Below are 17,782 nucleotides of genomic sequence, written 5' to 3'. Positions count from 1 at the left end.
CGCCTAGCGAGGAAGACCACCATGATTGCGCTGTTGAAACCGACCTCCGAGCAGATCGGTCACTATGACCGTTTCCTCAATGCCCTGGCGGAGGCCGGCTTTCGTGGCGAAATAGCCCGTGACCTCGGTTCGCGCACAGTGCTGGCCACTGACAACTCCATCTACCAGCGCCTGCCACAGGCTGCCGTGTTCCCGATGGACAGCCATGACGTCGCAATCGTCGCCCGTCTGGCGGCGCGGCCCGAGCACCAACAGGTGGTGTTGACCCCGCGTGGCGGCGGCACCGGGACCAACGGACAGTCGCTGACCGACGGTGTGGTGGTCGACCTGTCGCGGCACATGAACGCTATTCTCGAGATCAACGTCGAGGAACGTTGGGTGCGCGTGCAGACCGGTGTGGTCAAGGACCAGCTCAATGCCGCGCTCAAGCCGCACGGGCTGTTTTTCGCACCGGAACTGTCGACCTCCAACCGCGCCACGATTGGCGGCATGATCAACACCGATGCCAGCGGGCAGGGCAGTTGCACCTACGGCAAGACCCGTGACCACGTCCTTGAACTGTCCACGGTGTTGCTGGGCGGTTCGTACGTCAACAGCCATGCATTGGCTGCCGAGCAACTGGCCAGCGAACAGGCACGTATCGACCGCGCAGGTGACGTTTATCGCTGCGCGCAGCAGATTGCCGATACGCAGGCCCAATTGATCAAGGATGTCTTTCCACCGCTTAACCGCTGCCTGACTGGCTACGATCTGGCGCACCTGCGCGAGGAAGACGGGCGTTTCAACCTCAACAGCGTACTCTGCGGTTCTGAAGGCTCGCTGGGTTTTATCGTCGAGGCCCGACTCAACGTCCTGCCGATCCCCAAACATTCGATTCTGGTCAACGTTCGCTATGCCGGTTTCATGGACGCCCTGCGGGACGCCAAGGCCTTGATGGCGCACAAGCCGCTGTCCATCGAGACCGTGGACTCCAAGGTGCTGATGCTGGCCATGCAGGATATCGTCTGGCATGGCGTCGCCGAGTATTTCCCCCAGGACCCTGCAACGCCGACGCTGGGCATCAACCTGATCGAGTTCAGCGGCGATGAGTTGAGTGAGGTGGAACAGCGCGTTCATGCGTTCGTTGCGCACTTGCAGACCGACACGTCGGTGGTGCGCCTGGGCCATACGCTGGCGGCTGGCAGCGCAGCGGTGAACCGCGTCTACACCATGCGCAAGCGCTCGGTGGGGCTGCTTGGCAACGTCAAGGGTGAAGCCAGGCCGCAGCCGTTTGTCGAAGACACTGCCGTGCCTCCGGAAAATCTCGCCGACTACATTCAGGAGTTCCGTGCGCTGCTGGACAGCTACGGGCTGCAATACGGCATGTTTGGTCATGTGGATGCCGGCGTGCTGCACGTGCGACCGATTCTGGACATGAAGGACCCCGCGCAGGCGGCGCTGATTCGGCCAATCTCCGACGCCGTCGCCGCGCTGACAAAGCGCTACGGCGGGCTGCTGTGGGGCGAGCATGGCAAGGGCTTGCGTTCGCAATACGTGCCTGAATATTTCGGCGAGTTGTATCCCGCATTGCAGGCCCTCAAGGCCGCCTGCGACCCGTTCAACCAGCTGAACCCCGGCAAGATCGCCACGCCTGCGACGGTGCCGGAATCACGCTTGACGCTGGTGGATGAAGTGACGTTGCGTGGCGATCTGGATCGCACGATCGATGAACGCGTCTGGCAAAGCTACGACAGCGCGCTGCACTGCAATGGCAACGGCGCCTGTTACAACTATGACACCGACGACGCCATGTGCCCGTCGTGGAAAGCCACCCGTGACCGCATTCACTCACCCAAGGGCCGCGCTTCGCTGGTCAGGGAATGGCTGCGCCTGCAAGGCGAGCAGGACGTCAACGTGCTCACCGCCAGCGCCAGGGCGCGCAGTGCCAATGTGCTGAAAAGCCTTGCCGAGCGAACCGTCAACAGCGTCGCCAGGGTGGCGGGGCAGAAGGACTTCTCCCATGAGGTCTACGACGCCATGGCCGGTTGCCTGGCCTGCAAGTCGTGCGCGGGACAGTGCCCGGTGAAGGTCAACGTGCCCGAATTCCGTTCGCGCTTTCTCGAGCTGTACCACAGCCGCTACCTGCGCCCGATCAAGGATTACCTGATTGGCTCGCTGGAGTTCAGCATCCCGCATCTAGCGCGCTTTCCGAAGCTGTATAACGCGATCATGGGCGCAAGGCCAGTTCGTTACCTGCTTGAACATGTGGCGGGCATGGTCGACAGCCCGTTATTGAGCCTGACCGACTTCCGTGCGGCCTGCGCTCGCTGGAATGTGGGCATCGCCACGCCGCAGCGTCTGGCCGCATTGAGCGAGCAGGAGCGCAAGCGCACGGTGGTGCTGGTTCAGGATGCATTCACCCGATACTTCGAAACCCCGCTGGCGGCAGACTGGCTGGAGCTGATTTCGCGCCTCGGTTATCAGGTCTACCTCGCACCGTTTGCGCCCAATGGCAAGCCGCTGCAGGTGCAGGGTTTTCTGCAGGCGTTCGAGAAGGCGGCGGGTTTCAACAGTCAGTCGCTGGGCAAGCTGGCCGGGTACAGCATTCCGCTGATCGGTCTGGACCCGGCCATGACCCTGGTTTACCGCCAGGAGTACAGCAAGACGCTGGGCAGCGAGAACGTGCCCGAAGTCATGTTGCCGCAGGAATGGCTGGCGTCTACGGTCGAGGAAGGTCGTGGCGCTGCATCGGAAGATACGTACTACTTCCTGCCGCATTGCACTGAGAAGACCAACGAGCCCGCCAGTGTCGGCCTCTGGCAGAAAGCCTTCGCCCGCGCCGGGCTCAAGCTGGAGGTGCTGGCCAGCGGTTGCTGCGGCATGTCCGGCACCTATGGGCATGAAACCCGAAACGCGAAAACCAGCTATACCATCTACCGTCAGTCCTGGCAGCCGCTGGTGGCCAGGCATGGCGCTGAAGGTCGACTGGTCGCCGATGGCTACTCATGCCGCAGCCAGGTCAAACGCCAGGATGGCAAAGTGGTGAAGCATCCCTTGCAAGTACTGCTGGAGCGGGTGAGGGCGCTATAGAGAGGACGCGGAGCGTCCAGAACGGCATGACGACGCGGAGCGTCGCACGATAGTGGTATTTTCCAGCGTGGGAATGCCTTGCGTGACGCTGCGCGTCACAGATCTGTGCCGCGCCGCTCAATCAGAACTTAAACCAGGTACTTGTTGAACCACCCCAATGTACGGTCCCAGGCCAGTTTGGCCGCTGCTTCGTCGTAACGTGGCGTGGAGTCGTTGTGGAAACCGTGATTGGCGCCCGGATAAATGTACGTTTCGTACGTCTTGCCCGCCGCTTTCAAGGCTTTTTCATAGGCTGGCCAGCCTTCGTTGATACGAGTATCCAGTTCGCCGTAGTGAATCATCACCGGCGCCTTGATCTTCACCACGTCTTCGGCATTGGGTTGACGCCCGTAGAAGGACACCGCAGCGCCCAGCTCCGGATACGCGACCGCCGCGGCATTGGCCACACCGCCCCCATAGCAGAAACCGGTGATGCCGACCTTGCCGGTGGTTGCGTCATGCTTCATCAGCCACTCGATGGCGGCAAAGAAGTCGTTCATGAGCTTTTCCGGATTGACCGTCTGCTGCAGTTCACGACCCTTGTCATCGTTGCCCGGATAGCCGCCGACCGAGGACAGCCCGTCAGGCGCCAGCGCAATGAAACCGGCTTTGGCAACGCGGCGCGCCACGTCTTCGATGTACGGGTTCAAGCCGCGATTCTCATGTGCGACAACCACTGCCGGTACTTTCCCGGCTGCTTTGGCCGGACGTACCAGATAGCCGCGAACCTGACCATGCCCCTTGGGCGAAGGGTAGGAAACATACTCGGCAATAATGTCCGGGTCGGTAAATTCCACCTGTTCGTCCAGCGCGTAGTTGGGGCTCAACGAGGCAAGCAGCGCGCTGGCGGTGAGGCCGCCAAAGGTGAACAGCGCTGCACGATCGAGAAACTCGCGCCGGTTGATCCTGCCGTGTGCGTAGTAGTCATAAAGCTCAAGCAGTTCAGGCGCAAAGTCTTTTGCAGTAAGACGTTCCATCGGTATGCTTCCTTCCGAATCATTCAGGGCGGCCTGCATCTTGGCGGGCTGACGAGCAATACATGATCAATACAATATCCGCTCCCGATAGTATTTCCGGTGAATCAGGATCGCTACTGTAAAACGACGAAAAACCGCCATCCGTTGCCAGTGGCTGCAAACGCACAACAGGTTGTCGGTCGCTGCCTGCGGTCAGCGGTATGCGAAAAAGTCAGGCTTCGGATTGCACTACCGGTGCTCGATGAGGTCCATGCTCACTCCTGCAGCATGTCACGGGGTTCGGGCGCTGCAGACCAACATATTATCCAGTCGCTGTATAACGCGGCGTCGGTTCAGCCCCACAATACATCATGATCTCACCTACGCTGATGGTCATATTCCACCTGCATTTCGAGATGACGTGATGATGAGCCTTCCGGCGGAAGACCGCACCCAGCTGTTCAAGGACACGGCTACCCAGTTCTGGAAACACATCACCCCGATCGTTTATGTCGCTCTGGGCATTCACTGTGTGTTGCTGACGGTGTTCCTGGGGCTGGGCATGAAGATCATGTGGATCGCGAACATCGTCAGCACGCTGGTTTACGTCAGCTGCATCTACCTGATCCGCAGGGGGCGGCATCGCCAAGCCGGACAACTGATGTCCCTGGAGATCATTGGCCATGCCGTGCTCGCGACGTGGCAACTGGGCTGGGAAAGCAACTTCAGCTTTTACATATTCTGCGTGATTCCCGTCATTGCCTTCACCTTTCAACTGAGCGTCGTCAGACGAATTGTCTACAGCGTTGCGATCTTGATGTCGCTAGTGGGCTGCTTCGCCTTTCGTCGATACACGGGGCAGGGGACCGGTCTGAGCCAGAACGTGCTCGATGCGTTCGGTATCGTCAACGTACTCACAGCGACCACTCTGTCGATTTACGCCACTGCATTGTCGGTGCGTTTCACCTCGTCGATGCAACTGAGCCTGTTTCATATCGCCAACCGCGACAGCCTGACCAATCTCTACACGCGCAGACGAGTACTGCATCGGATACGCGAACTGGAAGCCAGGCGGCAGGGGCTGTCGGCTTCGTTGATCCTGCTGGACATCGATCATTTCAAACAGATCAATGATATCCACGGGCATGAAACCGGCGATGTGGTTCTGCAACGGGTCGCCGAGATCATCGGTTCAAGCGTGCGCAGCAGCGATATGGCGGCGCGCTGGGGCGGCGAGGAGTTTCTGGTGCTCATGCCGGACACCACGCCCGAAGATGCGCTGCGCGCGGCCGAACGTATCTGGCGGCGCATCGCCGAAGAGGCCGGGCGGATCAATGAGCGCATCATTGCCGTCAGCGCCACGGTTGCTGTGGCGACCATCGGCACAGGCGAGGCGTTCCAGCTGGCCCTCAATCGCGCCGACACGTCGCTGTACATGGGCAAACAGCAGGGCCGGAACCGGGTAATGATCGCCGGATGAGGTGCTTGCTCACGCCAGACGCTACCAGCGTGTAGACTTTCGCGCTTTGAACCGGGGAGCACAGCGTCGTGCTTCCTCATCGGCGATGTATCGATCAAGGCATGCTTATGGATTTGCGTCAGCTCGAAGCCTTCGCGGCGGTCATGTCGGCAGGCAGTGTCACGGCGGCAGGGAAAATGCTCGGCCGGTCTCAGCCCTCGGTCACCCGGGCCATCCAGGAACTCGAGCAGGAACTGGGCTTTGCGTTGTTCGAACGTAGCGGGCCGAAGGTCACGCCTACCCACAAGGCGTTCATGATGTATGGCGAAGTGGAAAGCGCGCTGCTGGGGGTGCGCAACATCCGCCAGCGTGCGCAGCACATTGCCCAGGAGGAGAACCACCAGATCAAGCTGGTGGCGATCTCGGCCCTGGCAGCCGGTCTGCTGCCTGCGGCCTTGTCGCGCCTGCCCGAGCATCTGCGTCCGCAACAGATTCAGCTGCAGAGCATGTCTCCGGAGAACGTGGTTCAGGCTGTCCTGTCGAAAACCATGGACCTGGGAGCGGTCAGCCTGCCCCTGGAGCATCGCGGTCTGGAAATCCACTGGATCGGCGAGGCGCCTTGTGTGGCGGTATTGCCCGCCGATTCGGCGCTGGCCGCTCATGAGGTGCTGTCGATGGAGCTGCTGCGTCAGCAAACGCTGATCACCATGGCCAACCCGTATCGCTTTCGTCGGCGCATCGACAAGGCGTTTCAGGAGGCGGGTGGTCAGCCGCCGCGCATGCTGGACACCAATACGTCGCTGATTGCCATGCAGATGGCCAGGGTCGGGCTGGGCATTGCGCTGGTCGATCCGTTCACAGCAATGGGCGTGCCGGTGCAAGGCGTGGTCGTCAGACCGATCGCCTGCAACATTCCGTTTTTCTTCGGACTGATTTCCGCCTTCGCCAGCCCGTTGTCGGATGTGGCGCGCGCGCTGATCGATGAGATTGCCGACAGCGCAAAAATTCTCTTGCCGGAAATGATCATGCACGAAGCCAGCGCGCACGATGCCCTGTTACAGAGCATTTATGCCGAGTGAGTGGGCCATCCAGACAGCCTTCAGGCCCGAGTGCTGGTAGCGCTTTTCATCGTGCGCAAGACTGAAGATCGGACTCAGCGCATCCATGAATACCTTGGGTAACGCTTTGTTTTACAGCGCGCAAAGCCCACTAATATTCTATTCGGGAATATAAATATGCTTTTTTGCGCGTTGCGAGAATAAAAATCGGCTTCTACTATTCGAATTAAGCATTCAAAGCCTTCAAGAATTCATTTATCACACTATTGGAATGATTCTTGAAGTGCTTTGAATCAAGGCTCGGGCTTGTGGCCCGATCATTTTTTCGAGTACCGATCAATGTCCGATGTGAATGCACCCGCTGGCCTGGCTGCTCTGGAAGCTCGTTTGCAGCAGGATCTGGCCTGGCTGGATCTGCCCGCCAAACCCTGGGTCAAGCCAAGGATCAGCGCAGGGCAGGCCGTGCTCGACGTGGCGATCATCGGCGGAGGCATGGCCGGTCTTGCCCTGTCCGCAGAGCTGCGCAATCTCGGCGTAGCGGCGGTCATTTTCGATCAGTCACCAGCGGGTTTCGAAGGCCCTTGGGCCACTACGGCGCGTATGCAAACCCTGCGCTCGCCAAAGCAGTTGACCGGGCCGGCGCTGGGCTTGCCGGCGCTGACGTTTCGCGCTTGGTACGAAGCGCAATTTGGTGTCGATGGCTGGGCGTTGCTGGACAAGATTCCACGTTTGCAATGGGCCGAGTACCTGCGCTGGTATCGCAAGGTGCTGGCACTGGACGTACGCAATGAGCACCGCATTAGCCGGGTAGCGCCCAGAGCGGACGGTCTGATTGAACTGGACGTCGTCACGCCGGTACAGACGCGATTTCTGCTGGCCCGCCATGTGGTGCTCGCTACGGGGCGTGACGGTCTGGGCGGTCCTTGGGTGCCGGATTTTGCCCGACAGTTGCCGGAGCACTTGTGGACGCATTCGGCGGCGGGTTTGCAGGACAGCTGGTTCGCCGGCAAACGCGTTGCGGTCATTGGCGGTGGCGCATCGGCGATGGATAGCGCCGCCACGGCGCTGGAGGCTGGTGCAACGCGGGTCGATCTGCTGATCCGGCGCGCCGAGCTGCCGCGTATCAACAAAGGCAAGGGCGTCGGTAATCCCGGCATGGTGCATGGCTACTGGCGCCTGCCGGACATCTGGAAATGGCGCATTCGCCATTACCTCAATACCCAGCAAGTGCCACCACCGCGCGGCAGTACGCTGAGAGTGTCCGCTTCCGGCAAGGCGCGGTTCATGCTCGACAGCCCGGTGCTTTCCGTCGAAGAGAGCGCTGCCGGAGGCGTCTGGCTGCATACGCCGAAGGCACGTATCGAGGCAGATTTCGTGGTATTTGCCACCGGGTTTCGCACCGACTTCCGGCAGCGCCCGGAGTTTGCACCATTCTCTGCGCAGATCCGTGTCTGGCAGGATCGCTTCGAAGCACCAAGCGGCGAAACCGATGCTGAGCTGGCTGTGCTGCCGGATCTGGGCAACTGCTTTGAATTTCAGGAAAAGACCCCAGGCGCCTGCCCGGGGCTGAACCACATTCACTGCTTCAGTTATCCGGCCGCGTTGAGCTATGGCGCGGTGTCCGGGGACATTCCTGCCATCAGCGAGGGTTCCAAACGTCTGGCGCATGCCCTGGTCGGGCAGTTGTTCAACGAGGACATCGACCTGCATTTCGACACCATGCTCGATTACGCGGAGCCGGAGCTGCTGGGCGATGAGTGGGTGGTCAGCCAGCCAAGCGCTGCAGAGCTGCGCCAATGATCGGCTGGGCGCTGCGTCGGCTGACTCAATCGTTGCTGGTCGTTCTGTTGATGACGCTGGTGGTGTTCGTTGGCCTCAATGCCATCGGCAACCCGATGGACATTCTGGTCGGTGAAGACCTCAATCAGGCCGAGCGTCTGCAGGCCATCGCGCATTTGGGACTGGACCAGCCGCTGTGGCAGCAGTACCTGATTTTTCTCAAGGGCGCGGTTCACGGCAATCTGGGGCAAAGCTTCGTGTATCACGAGGATGCCATGCGCCTGATTCTGCAGCGCTTGCCCGCAACCTTCGAGCTGGCGTTCAGTGCTCTGTTTCTGGCGGTGGTCATCGGTGTGCCGCTGGGCATGTTTGCCGGTATGTACCCCGAGCATCCGCTGTCCCGGCTGATGATGGCCGCCAGCATTGTCGGCTTCTCGCTGCCAGCCTTCTGGGTGGCCTTGATGATGATCATGCTGTTCTCCATCACTCTCGGCTGGCTGCCGGCCAGCGGCCGCGGCGAAACCCGTGAGTGGCTGGGTGTGCAATGGTCATGGCTGACGCTGGACGGTTTGCAGCACCTGTTATTACCAGCGCTGAACCTGGCGTTGTTCAAGATTTCCCTGGTGCTGCGCCTGACCCGTGCAGGCGTGCGCGAAGTGCTGCCCCAGGAATTCGTCAAATTCGCCCGGGCCAAGGGGCTGTCACCGATGCGTGTGATGTGCATGCACGTCATGCGCAACACCATGATTCCGGTGGTGACGGTGCTGGCCATGGAACTGGGGTCGACCATCGCCTATGCCGTCGTGACTGAAAGCATTTTCGCCTGGCCGGGTGCTGGGAAGCTGATTCTCGACAGCATCAACATACTTGATCGCCCGGTGGTGGTCGCTTACCTGATGGTGGTCGTAGTGATTTTCGTGGTGCTCAACCTGATCGTCGACGGCTTGTATTACTTGCTGGACCCACGCGTGCGCATCGAGGCATCCCGATGAATGTCATTGAAAAAGCCCCGATCGGCAGCACGCTGCTGCAGGCCCAGTCGCCCTGGCGACGAGTGCTGACCGAGTTCTTCAGCTCGCCCACGGCGGTGACGGGCCTGGTGGTCCTGCTGCTCATTGTGCTGGTTGCAGCTCTGGCGCCATGGATTGTGGTGCAGAACCCCTACGACCTGATGCAGCTCAACGTCATGGACGCGCGCATGCCGCCTGGCAGCCTCAATGGCGACAGCGGTTACACCTATTGGCTGGGCACTGACGGGCAGGGCCGCGATCTGGTCTCGGCGATTATCTATGGCCTGCGCATCAGCCTGTGGGTCGGCATTGGCTCGGCGTTGATTGCGGCAGTGCTCGGTACGCTGCTCGGGCTGGTGTCTGCGTATGTAGGCGGCTGGCTCGATGCCTTGCTGATGCGTCTGGTCGACCTGCTGCTGTCGTTTCCGGTGATTCTCATGGCGCTGATGATTCTTGCCTGGCTGGGCAAGGGTGTCGGCAACGTGATGCTGACTCTGATCTTGCTCGAATGGGCCTATTACGCGCGCACCGCACGCGGTCAGGCGCTGACCGAAAGCCGCCGTGAATACGTCGATGCGGCGCGCGGGCAGGGCGTGGGGCCGCTGCGTATTGTGGTGGGTCACATTCTGCCTAACTGCCTGCCACCGCTGATCGTGATCGGCGCCTTGCAGATCGCCCGCGCTATCACACTGGAAGCAACCTTGTCGTTTCTCGGCCTGGGCGTGCCGGTCACCGAGCCGTCGCTGGGGCTGCTGATTGCCAACGGCTTTCAATACATGCTCAGCAATGAATACTGGATCAGCCTGTTCCCAGGCTTGGCGCTGTTGATCACGATCGTTGCGATCAATCTGGTCGGTGACCGTTTGCGCGATGTCCTGAACCCGAGGTTACAGCGATGAGCCTGCCTGAAATGTCGTCTGTGCCTGACGCAGTCCAACAGCCGACCCTGGATGTGCGCAACCTGTGCACTTCGTTTCATACCCGCGCCGGGGTGCTGCCGGCGGTGCGCGATGTGTCACTGCGCGTAGAGCCGGGACGCATTCTGGGTCTGGTCGGTGAGTCCGGTTCGGGCAAGTCGGTCACCGGCTTTTCGATCCTCGGCCTTGTCGATGAGCCTGGGCGCATCAGCGGTGGCCAGGTGCTGTTCAAGGGCAGCGATCTGACCAGACTGTCCGCCTCGCAACTGCGTAGCATTCAGGGCAACCGGGTAGCGATGATCTTTCAGGACCCGATGATGACCCTCAACCCGGTGCTGCGGGTCGATACGCAAATGATCGAGGCCGTACGAGCCCACAGCCCGCTGCGCAAGCGCGAGGCCCGCGAACATGCCAGCCGCACGTTGGCGCTGATGGGCATCGCCAGCCCGGAAGAACGTTTGCGCGCCTATCCGCATCAGTTGTCCGGCGGCATGCGCCAGCGGGTGGCAATTGCCATTGCACTGCTGCATGCACCGGACCTGATCATCGCTGATGAGCCGACCACCGCGCTGGACGTGACCATTCAGGCGCAGATTCTCAGTGAAGTGCAGAAGCTGGTGCGCGAGCAGGGCACTTCACTGATCTGGATCACCCATGATCTTTCCGTGATCGCAGGGCTGGCTGACGATGTGGCGGTGATGTACGCCGGACGCATCGTCGAGCAGGGGCCGGTCGCCGATGTCCTGGATCGTCCGCAGCATCCCTATACACAGGGGCTGATCGACAGCCTGCCAAGTCGCAATCAGCGCGGCCAGCGCCTGCGGCAGATCCCGGGCATGGCACCCGACCTGCTGTCGATGCCGGTCGGTTGTGCTTTCGCGGCGCGCTGCCCCAGAGCCTCGCAGATTTGTGCACAGGAGCCTCAACCCCACGAGGCGCGACCGGGCCAGACGGTTCGCTGTTTTCATCCAGGAGCGGCCGATGCCCAGTGATCAGATTCCCCTCATCGAGCTGCATCAGGTCAGCAAGACCTTCGGCAAGCCCGTGGATGAGCGCTCCGCTCAGGGGCTCCTGCAACGGCTGCACCTTACCCGTGCAAAACCGGTGACCCATGCCGTGGATCGTGTCGATCTGCGCATTGCGCGCGGTGAAGTGGTCGGGCTGGTGGGCGAGTCAGGCTGTGGCAAATCGACCCTGGGGCGCATGGTTGCCGGTCTGCTGCCGGTCTCTTCAGGCACTACACTGGTGGACGGCAAACCGCTGGAGAGCCTGACCCCGCAGGAGCGCAAGGCGCTGCGCCTGAAAGTGCAGATGATTTTTCAGGACCCATCATCGAGTTTGAATCCGCGCCTGCGGGTCGACCGGATCGTCGGCGAAGGTGCACTGTTGCACGGCCTGACCGACCGCAAGGGCGCAGATGATTACGTCAGTGCGCAATTGCAGCGTGCCGGGCTCAGCCCGCAATTGCGCCAGCGCTATCCGCATCAGTTCAGCGGTGGCCAGCGCCAGCGCATCGGGATTGCCCGTGCGCTGGCGGTGCAACCGGAACTGCTGGTGTGCGACGAGTCGGTGGCGGCGCTGGACGTGTCGATTCAGGCGCAGATCCTCAACCTGTTCATGGACCTGCGCGACGAGCTGGGCCTGACCTATCTGTTTATCAGCCATGACCTGGGCGTCGTCGAGCACCTCTGCGACCGGGTCATCGTGATGTACCTGGGCCGTGTGGTCGAGACCGCTTCGGTCGATGACCTGTTCGCGCGGGCCAATCACCCGTACACCCAGGCTTTGCTGGCGCAGATCCCGCGCTTCGATATTCGCAGTACCCGTTATGACGCGATCCAAGGGGAAATCCCCAGCCCGCTTGACCCGCCTGCAGGGTGTCATTTCCACCCTCGCTGCCCGCACGCCATGGCGCGCTGTCGCGAGGAAGCTCCAGCGCTGCGGGAGGTTTCGCCGAATCACCAGAGCGCCTGTCACCTGAATGACCAACGCTGAACGGGCAGCTCAAGCCCGTCACCCTCTGCCATTGCGTACAAGGAATTACCCATGAAACCACTCGTTCGTTCGTTGCTGGCGTCGGCCCTCTTGCTGGCCGCCGGCAGTGTCACTGCACAGGACTTGCGCATCGGTTACGCCGACCCGGTCTCGTCCCTCGATCCACAGCTCAATAACTATGCCGGAGACCGCTCGGTAGCCTTGCATGCCTTCGAGTCGCTGGTCAGCCGCCGTGATGACAAGACCTTGCCAGGTCTGGCCAAGAGCTGGAAGGTCGTGGACGACACCACCTGGGAGTTCGCCCTGCGTGATGACGTCAAATGGCAGGATGGCACGCCGCTGACGGCTGATGACATGGTCTTCTCCTTCGAGCGCGCGCGCAGCGTACCTGGCAGCGTGGCTTCTTACGCAGGTGCCATGCGTACCGTTGAATCGATCAAGTCCAAGGACGATCACACGCTGATCATCAAGACCCGTTCGCCCAATGCCAATCTGCTGCCGGACATCGACTCGATCTATATCGTCAGTCGCCACGCCGGTGCGGCAGCCAGCAGCGCCGATTACAACTCGGGCAAGGCGATGATCGGCACCGGGCCTTACCGGTTTGTCTCGTTCGTGCCGGGCGATCGCACGATATTCGCTCGCAATGAAAATTACTGGGGTGGCAGATCGACCTGGGACAAGGTTGATTTTCGTTTTATCGCCAACGCCGCCAACCGTACCGCGGCTTTGCTGGCGGGCGATGTCGATGTGATCGACAAGGTATCGCCTACCGATGTGGCGCGCCTGCGCAAAACGCCGAACGTCAATGTCTTCGCTTATCAGGGATTGCGTGCGCTGATCATTCAGCCGAGTTTCCGTGCTGGCCCGAACGAGTTCATTCGCGACAATGCGGGCAAGCCGCTGGCCGAAAACCCGCTGCTGGATGTACGTGTGCGCAAGGCGCTGTCCCTGGCGATCAATCGTCCGGCCATCAACGAACGCATCATGCAAGGCACCGTCACCGAAGCCAATCAATGGATGCCGGCCAACACGTTCGGTTACAACCCGCAGATCAAGAATATCCCCTATGACGTCAAGCAGGCCAAGGATCTGCTGGCGCAGGCAGGCTTTCCTGAAGGCTTCCAACTGACTGTGCATGTGCCGGGCGACCGTTATCCGCAGGCACCGGAGGTCATGCAGGCGGTGGCGCAGTTCTGGACACGGATCGGCGTCAAGGTTCAGTTGGAGGTATTGCCGTGGGCGGTGTACGCGGGCAAGGCCAACAAGAATGAACTGGCGATCAGCGTGATTGCCTGGGGCAATGGCACCGGCGAAGCGGCGTATGCCCTGACCAATATTTTGACCACGGTCGATAACAGCAAAGGGCAGGGCGCTTCCAACTGGGGCCATTACAGCAATCCGCTGGTGGACAAAGCCCTGGCTGACTCAACCGCCGAATTCGACGAGGCCAAGCGGCGCAAGATTCTCCAGGACTCGGTGCAGATTGTCAGCGACGACGTCGGCATCATCCCGCTGTTCCATTACCAGAACATCTGGGCAGCGCGCAAAGGCCTCAAGGTCGAACCACTGGTCAGCGATCGCACTGCAGCGATCATGGTCACCGAGCAGCCTTGATTATCTTCCATTGACGCGCCGCTTTTGCGAGCGGTTGCGCGAATGCAACCACAGCATCGCAGGACCTTTCATGACATCGACCACTGAACATTCAACGATACCGGACGTGCTCGACAGCCTGCTGGGCATCGCACCGGGCAGCCCGCTGCACGCGGTTCGCCATGCGCGAGACAAGGTGGCCCTGGCAACCCAGGGCAGTCAGGACTTGTTTTTCGACCCGGCGCTGGCGCACAACCTGTCGCTGAACGAGCGCCTCTGGGTGGCTTATTACGCAACGCTGCTGAGCGCGCAGCCGACCCTGAGCGGGTATTACCTGTCGCAATTGCAGGCGGCAGGCGCCGAGGCTAACGTGCTGGCCAATGTGGACACCAGCCAAATCGATCTGCTGGAGGATCAACGCCTGGCGGCGATCCTGCGCTTTACCAGGACCTTGATCGAGTCTCCGGTACACGGCGATCAAAGCGCATTGCAGGCGCTACAACATCAGGGGCTGAGCACCGCTGAAATTGTGGTACTGGCACAACTGATCGCTTTTCTGTCCTACCAGGTGCGTCTGGCCGCAGGGCTGGGTGCTTTAAAGTCTGCCGGAGCAGCCTGATGAGCGAACTCATAGAAATTGAAGGTTTCACCAATCAGGTGCTGGGCTGGAAAGCCTGGTTGCCCACCGTGGACCTCGACAGCGCGAGCGCCGAGCAGGTCGCTGTGCTTGAAGAAAGCCACCCGCAAGCCAAGACCTCGGATTACTACCTGACACTGGCCCATCATCCGGACATTCTTCGCCAGCGCTCTCAGGCGTTCAACGCAATCATGTACGCACCCGGCGGCCTGTCGCGCGCCGAGCGAGAGCTGGCGAGCACGGTGGTGTCGCGCATTAACCGCTGCGTGTATTGCGCGTCGGTGCATGCGCAGCGCTTTGAACAACTGGCCAAACGCAATGACGTCATCGCCCAGGTGTTTGCCGACCCCGCAACGGCGGGCACGACGGCACGTGAAAAAGCGATCGTGCAGTTCGCCATCGACCTGACGCTTGAACCGGCTTCGCTCAACGCCGGGCATATCCAGGCGCTACACGAACAGGGGCTGGACGAGACACAGGTGCTGGACCTGATTCACGCCATCTCGATATTCGCCTGGGCCAACCGGCTCATGCTCAACCTGGGGGAGCCGGTGTTTCCCGAGGCGTGAGGGTGGCAGCGGCCAGGCCCAGTGCTTGAGGTGCAGTCTGGCCCGGTCGTTGCAGGTTCACTGCACAAGTGAACACGCGACCCGGACACGATTGAGGTAATGGAATGCTGATAGCACACATTTCGGACACACATGTACGGCCCAGAGGGCAACTCTATCAAGGCGTGGTGGACTCCAACGCCATGCTGGCCGCCGCCGTCGACACCATAAACGCCCTCGACCCAACACCCGATCTGATTGTATTCAGCGGTGATCTGGTGGACGAGGGGCGGCCCGAAGAGTACGCGATGGCCCGGGAGTTGCTGCAACCGCTACGGCAAAAACTGCTGATGATACCGGGTAACCATGATCATCGGCAGAACCTGCGCGACGCTTTTCCCGAGCACGACTACTTCATCAATGACCAGGATTGCAGTTTCGTCTACTCGGGTTCTGCGCCGGTGCGCATCATCGGTCTGGATATCAGCGTCCCGGATCAGCATCACGGCGATATGACCGACACTGCTACCCAGTGGCTGGATCGCACACTGGCGCTGGAGCCGGACAAGCCGACGCTGATCATGATGCACCAGCCTCCGTTTTCAAGCGGCATTCCCTACATCGATGCGTACCGTTGTGAAAGGGGCGAGCGGCTGGCAGAGGTGGTCGGCAGATACCCGGCCATCGAGCGCATCGTCTGCGGGCATATTCATCGCTTCATGCAACTGCGCTTCGGCGGGGCGCTGATGTGTACGGCGCCGAGCACGACGACGGCCATCGCCTTGCAACTGCACCCCGAGGCTGCCGACGCTTCCTATGTCGAACCGCCTGCATTTCTGCTGCATCACTGGAAAGCCGACACGGGCCTGATCACCCATTGGGTGCCGATAGGTCGCTTCGAAGGGCCTTTTGACTTCGCCTGAACGGGGATGACCCTGACAGCGCAGGCTGTCAGGTCGCCTGCTCCTTGGCCAAATTGACCAGGATGATGCCCGCGATGATCAGGCTGATGCCGCCAATGGCCATCAATGTGGGCACCTGCTGATAACGAAACGCTGCAATAACGGTGATCAGGGTAATGCCCAGTCCTGACCACATGGACGTGATCAGTGACATGGGCAAGTCCCGTTGTGCATACCCCAGACACACGATCCCAAGGCCATAGCCTGCTATCGAGGCAATGACCGGGACCCAGCGTGTGAAGCCGTTGCTTTCTTTGAGTGCAATGGTCGCTACTGTTTCGGCGACGATACCTGCAAGGAGGAACATATAAGCTTTTATGAGCATGACGGCAGATCGCTTTTCAGGCATTCAGGATGGGAGAGAGATGACGCGGTCGGCGTAAAACCCGTTAAACGGGGTACGCAAGGACACCGAGTAAGCGCCTGTCGATTGGAACTCCAGCCAGTCACCCTCCCTGATATCGCTGGCGAGCGTGTAGGGGAAAGCCAGGCGATCCATGCTGTCGCACGTAGGGCCGAAGATATTGAAGGTGTTTTCCGCTGCACCGGTGTAAGGGGTGGCGTCTCGCCACACGCGTGCGGGAAATTGCAGCCATTGCTGGGCTGAGAGCAAGCCGCCAAAAATACCGGCACCGCAGAAAACACTGTGCTCACGTCTTGAAAGCACCCGTGCAAACAGCGACATGCCGCCGTAGACCAGGCCACGACCCGCTTCGCAGATCAGGTTCAGATCCTTCAATGTCGGGCTGGTCTGAATGTGCTCGCAGACTCTGCCAACCAGCTCCGGCGTGTTACCCATTGAGTTCAGGTAATTGCCCGGAAACCCGCCACCGATATCCAGATGCCTGACATGCTGGGCGGTGTCACGCACGATGGCGTCGGCGTCATCGAGGGCCGCGAGCCACGGGCCATCTTCAATGGCTTGTGAGCCGACATGGAATGACAGCCCGAGTGACCAGTCAGTGCTGGAAGCCACTCGATGCACCAGTTGCGTCGCCAACGCCGGGCTTGCCCCGAATTTGCCTCTGAGATCGTAAACCGCCGTCGACTCGGAGGGCGCGTAGCGTACGAACAGGTTGATCGTGCTGTCGCGCTCGGGCAGTACGTCCCGCAACTTCAAGAGTTCCTCTTCACTGTCGAGCACAAATGAACGCACGCCATATCGATAGTAGGCCTCGTGCAGGCAGTGGCGCGATTTCACTGGATTCATCAGATACTGAACTGCGTCGGGCAGCGTGTTGTGTACCGTCTGCACCTCGGCAAGCGACGCCACGTCAAAATGATTGATACCTCCCTGGCTCAAGGCTTCAAGCACCTGCGCGAGTGGATTGGCCTTCATTGCATACAGCACGGTACCTGGAAAACAGTCACTGAATTGCTGCGCATTTCGGGTGATCCATTGTGGGTCAACGGTATAGAAGGTGTCGTTAGTCTCATCGGCTAATTGTGCAAAAAGTGTGTCCACGTTGAACGCCCCTGATTGAGAAGTGCGAGTAAGTTTCGAGCAAGCTTCGTGCCATCACTTTATCAGGTGGTTGAACAACTTAACGAGAACGGTTTAATAAACATGTATACAAGACGCCCCACCAAAACAGGGCGATTTTGAAGTGTTCGAATCGCTATGGTGCAGGTAATTGTCGGCATATAAATAATAAACATAGATAGCACTTTGCTATTTCTAAAAGTGGCTTATAAATAATTTGATACACATATTAAAGTTGTCATATTCACTGCCTGATCGCAAAAAAATCATTGAA

At 60.1% G+C, this 17,782-nt stretch carries 15 protein-coding genes; 12 read left to right on the top strand and 3 right to left on the bottom strand.

All coding sequences use genetic code 11. From position 1 onward, the window contains the following. The first annotated feature begins 21 nt into the window (after positions 1 to 21). A complete protein-coding gene (locus JOE29_RS12110; RefSeq protein ID WP_210079549.1) occupies positions 22 to 3,069 on the top strand; it encodes an FAD-binding and (Fe-S)-binding domain-containing protein in 3,048 nt (1,015 codons plus the stop codon). Positions 3,070 to 3,197: 128 nt separating this feature from the next. Here the strand turns inward: JOE29_RS12110 and yghX are convergent, their stop codons facing one another. Beyond that, positions 3,198 to 4,085 carry a YghX family hydrolase gene (gene yghX / locus JOE29_RS12105; RefSeq protein ID WP_210079548.1) on the bottom strand — a complete coding sequence of 296 codons (888 nt, stop codon included), beginning with the start codon at positions 4,083 to 4,085 and terminating at the stop codon, positions 3,198 to 3,200. A 403-nt stretch (positions 4,086 to 4,488) separates the two neighbouring features. On the opposite strand from yghX, the gene JOE29_RS12100 reads away from it, so the two are divergent. From JOE29_RS12100 to JOE29_RS12050, 11 genes are all read left to right on the top strand, one after another. Beyond that, positions 4,489 to 5,544 carry a GGDEF domain-containing protein gene (locus JOE29_RS12100; protein ID WP_170963798.1) on the top strand — a complete coding sequence of 352 codons (1,056 nt, stop codon included), beginning with the start codon at positions 4,489 to 4,491 and terminating at the stop codon, positions 5,542 to 5,544. Between the two features lie 107 nt (positions 5,545 to 5,651). Beyond that, complete coding sequence (locus tag JOE29_RS12095) at positions 5,652 to 6,602, top strand: LysR family transcriptional regulator (protein ID WP_096125316.1); 951 nt, start codon at positions 5,652 to 5,654, stop codon at positions 6,600 to 6,602. 318 nt (positions 6,603 to 6,920) lie between these two features. After that, positions 6,921 to 8,381 carry an NAD(P)/FAD-dependent oxidoreductase gene (locus JOE29_RS12090; protein WP_024648395.1) on the top strand — a complete coding sequence of 487 codons (1,461 nt, stop codon included), beginning with the start codon at positions 6,921 to 6,923 and terminating at the stop codon, positions 8,379 to 8,381. After that, entirely contained in the window at positions 8,378 to 9,352 is a 975-nt protein-coding gene (locus JOE29_RS12085; RefSeq protein ID WP_210079547.1) for an ABC transporter permease, read from the top strand. Before JOE29_RS12090 ends, JOE29_RS12085 begins: the two co-directional genes overlap by 4 nt. Beyond that, positions 9,349 to 10,269 (top strand): ABC transporter permease, encoded by a 921-nt coding sequence (locus JOE29_RS12080; protein WP_003395516.1) that lies wholly within the window; start codon positions 9,349 to 9,351, stop codon positions 10,267 to 10,269. Before JOE29_RS12085 ends, JOE29_RS12080 begins: the two co-directional genes overlap by 4 nt. Further along, the gene (locus tag JOE29_RS12075) at positions 10,266 to 11,279 is read left to right on the top strand and encodes an ABC transporter ATP-binding protein (protein WP_044312836.1); all 1,014 of its coding nucleotides are present in this window, start codon (positions 10,266 to 10,268) and stop codon (positions 11,277 to 11,279) included. Before JOE29_RS12080 ends, JOE29_RS12075 begins: the two co-directional genes overlap by 4 nt. Then, positions 11,269 to 12,282 carry an ABC transporter ATP-binding protein gene (locus JOE29_RS12070; protein WP_122255242.1) on the top strand — a complete coding sequence of 338 codons (1,014 nt, stop codon included), beginning with the start codon at positions 11,269 to 11,271 and terminating at the stop codon, positions 12,280 to 12,282. The genes JOE29_RS12075 and JOE29_RS12070 overlap by 11 nt, the downstream gene beginning before the upstream one ends. A gap of 51 nt (positions 12,283 to 12,333) precedes the next feature. Then, on the top strand, positions 12,334 to 13,899 hold the full coding sequence (locus JOE29_RS12065; protein ID WP_103362376.1) for an ABC transporter substrate-binding protein: 1,566 nt from the start codon (positions 12,334 to 12,336) through the stop codon (positions 13,897 to 13,899). Positions 13,900 to 13,969: 70 nt separating this feature from the next. Continuing rightward, a complete protein-coding gene (locus JOE29_RS12060; RefSeq protein ID WP_103362375.1) occupies positions 13,970 to 14,497 on the top strand; it encodes a CMD domain protein in 528 nt (175 codons plus the stop codon). Further along, positions 14,497 to 15,084, top strand: coding sequence for a peroxidase-related enzyme (locus tag JOE29_RS12055; RefSeq protein ID WP_103362374.1), 588 nt, complete (start codon positions 14,497 to 14,499; stop codon positions 15,082 to 15,084). Before JOE29_RS12060 ends, JOE29_RS12055 begins: the two co-directional genes overlap by 1 nt. Positions 15,085 to 15,188: 104 nt before the next feature. Next, positions 15,189 to 15,986 (top strand): phosphodiesterase, encoded by a 798-nt coding sequence (locus tag JOE29_RS12050; RefSeq protein ID WP_058446137.1) that lies wholly within the window; start codon positions 15,189 to 15,191, stop codon positions 15,984 to 15,986. Positions 15,987 to 16,014: 28 nt separating this feature from the next. Here the strand turns inward: JOE29_RS12050 and JOE29_RS12045 are convergent, their stop codons facing one another. Then, entirely contained in the window at positions 16,015 to 16,350 is a 336-nt protein-coding gene (locus JOE29_RS12045) for a multidrug efflux SMR transporter (RefSeq protein ID WP_016568118.1), read from the bottom strand. A gap of 24 nt (positions 16,351 to 16,374) precedes the next feature. Then, positions 16,375 to 17,490 carry a type III PLP-dependent enzyme gene (locus JOE29_RS12040; protein WP_058446139.1) on the bottom strand — a complete coding sequence of 372 codons (1,116 nt, stop codon included), beginning with the start codon at positions 17,488 to 17,490 and terminating at the stop codon, positions 16,375 to 16,377. Positions 17,491 to 17,782: the final 292 nt, after the last annotated feature.

The sequence above is a fragment of the Pseudomonas sp. PvP009 genome (assembly GCF_017832995.1).
Classification (GTDB): Bacteria; Pseudomonadota; Gammaproteobacteria; order Pseudomonadales; family Pseudomonadaceae; genus Aquipseudomonas; species Aquipseudomonas syringae.
This window is presented reverse-complemented; position numbering and strand designations above follow the sequence as displayed.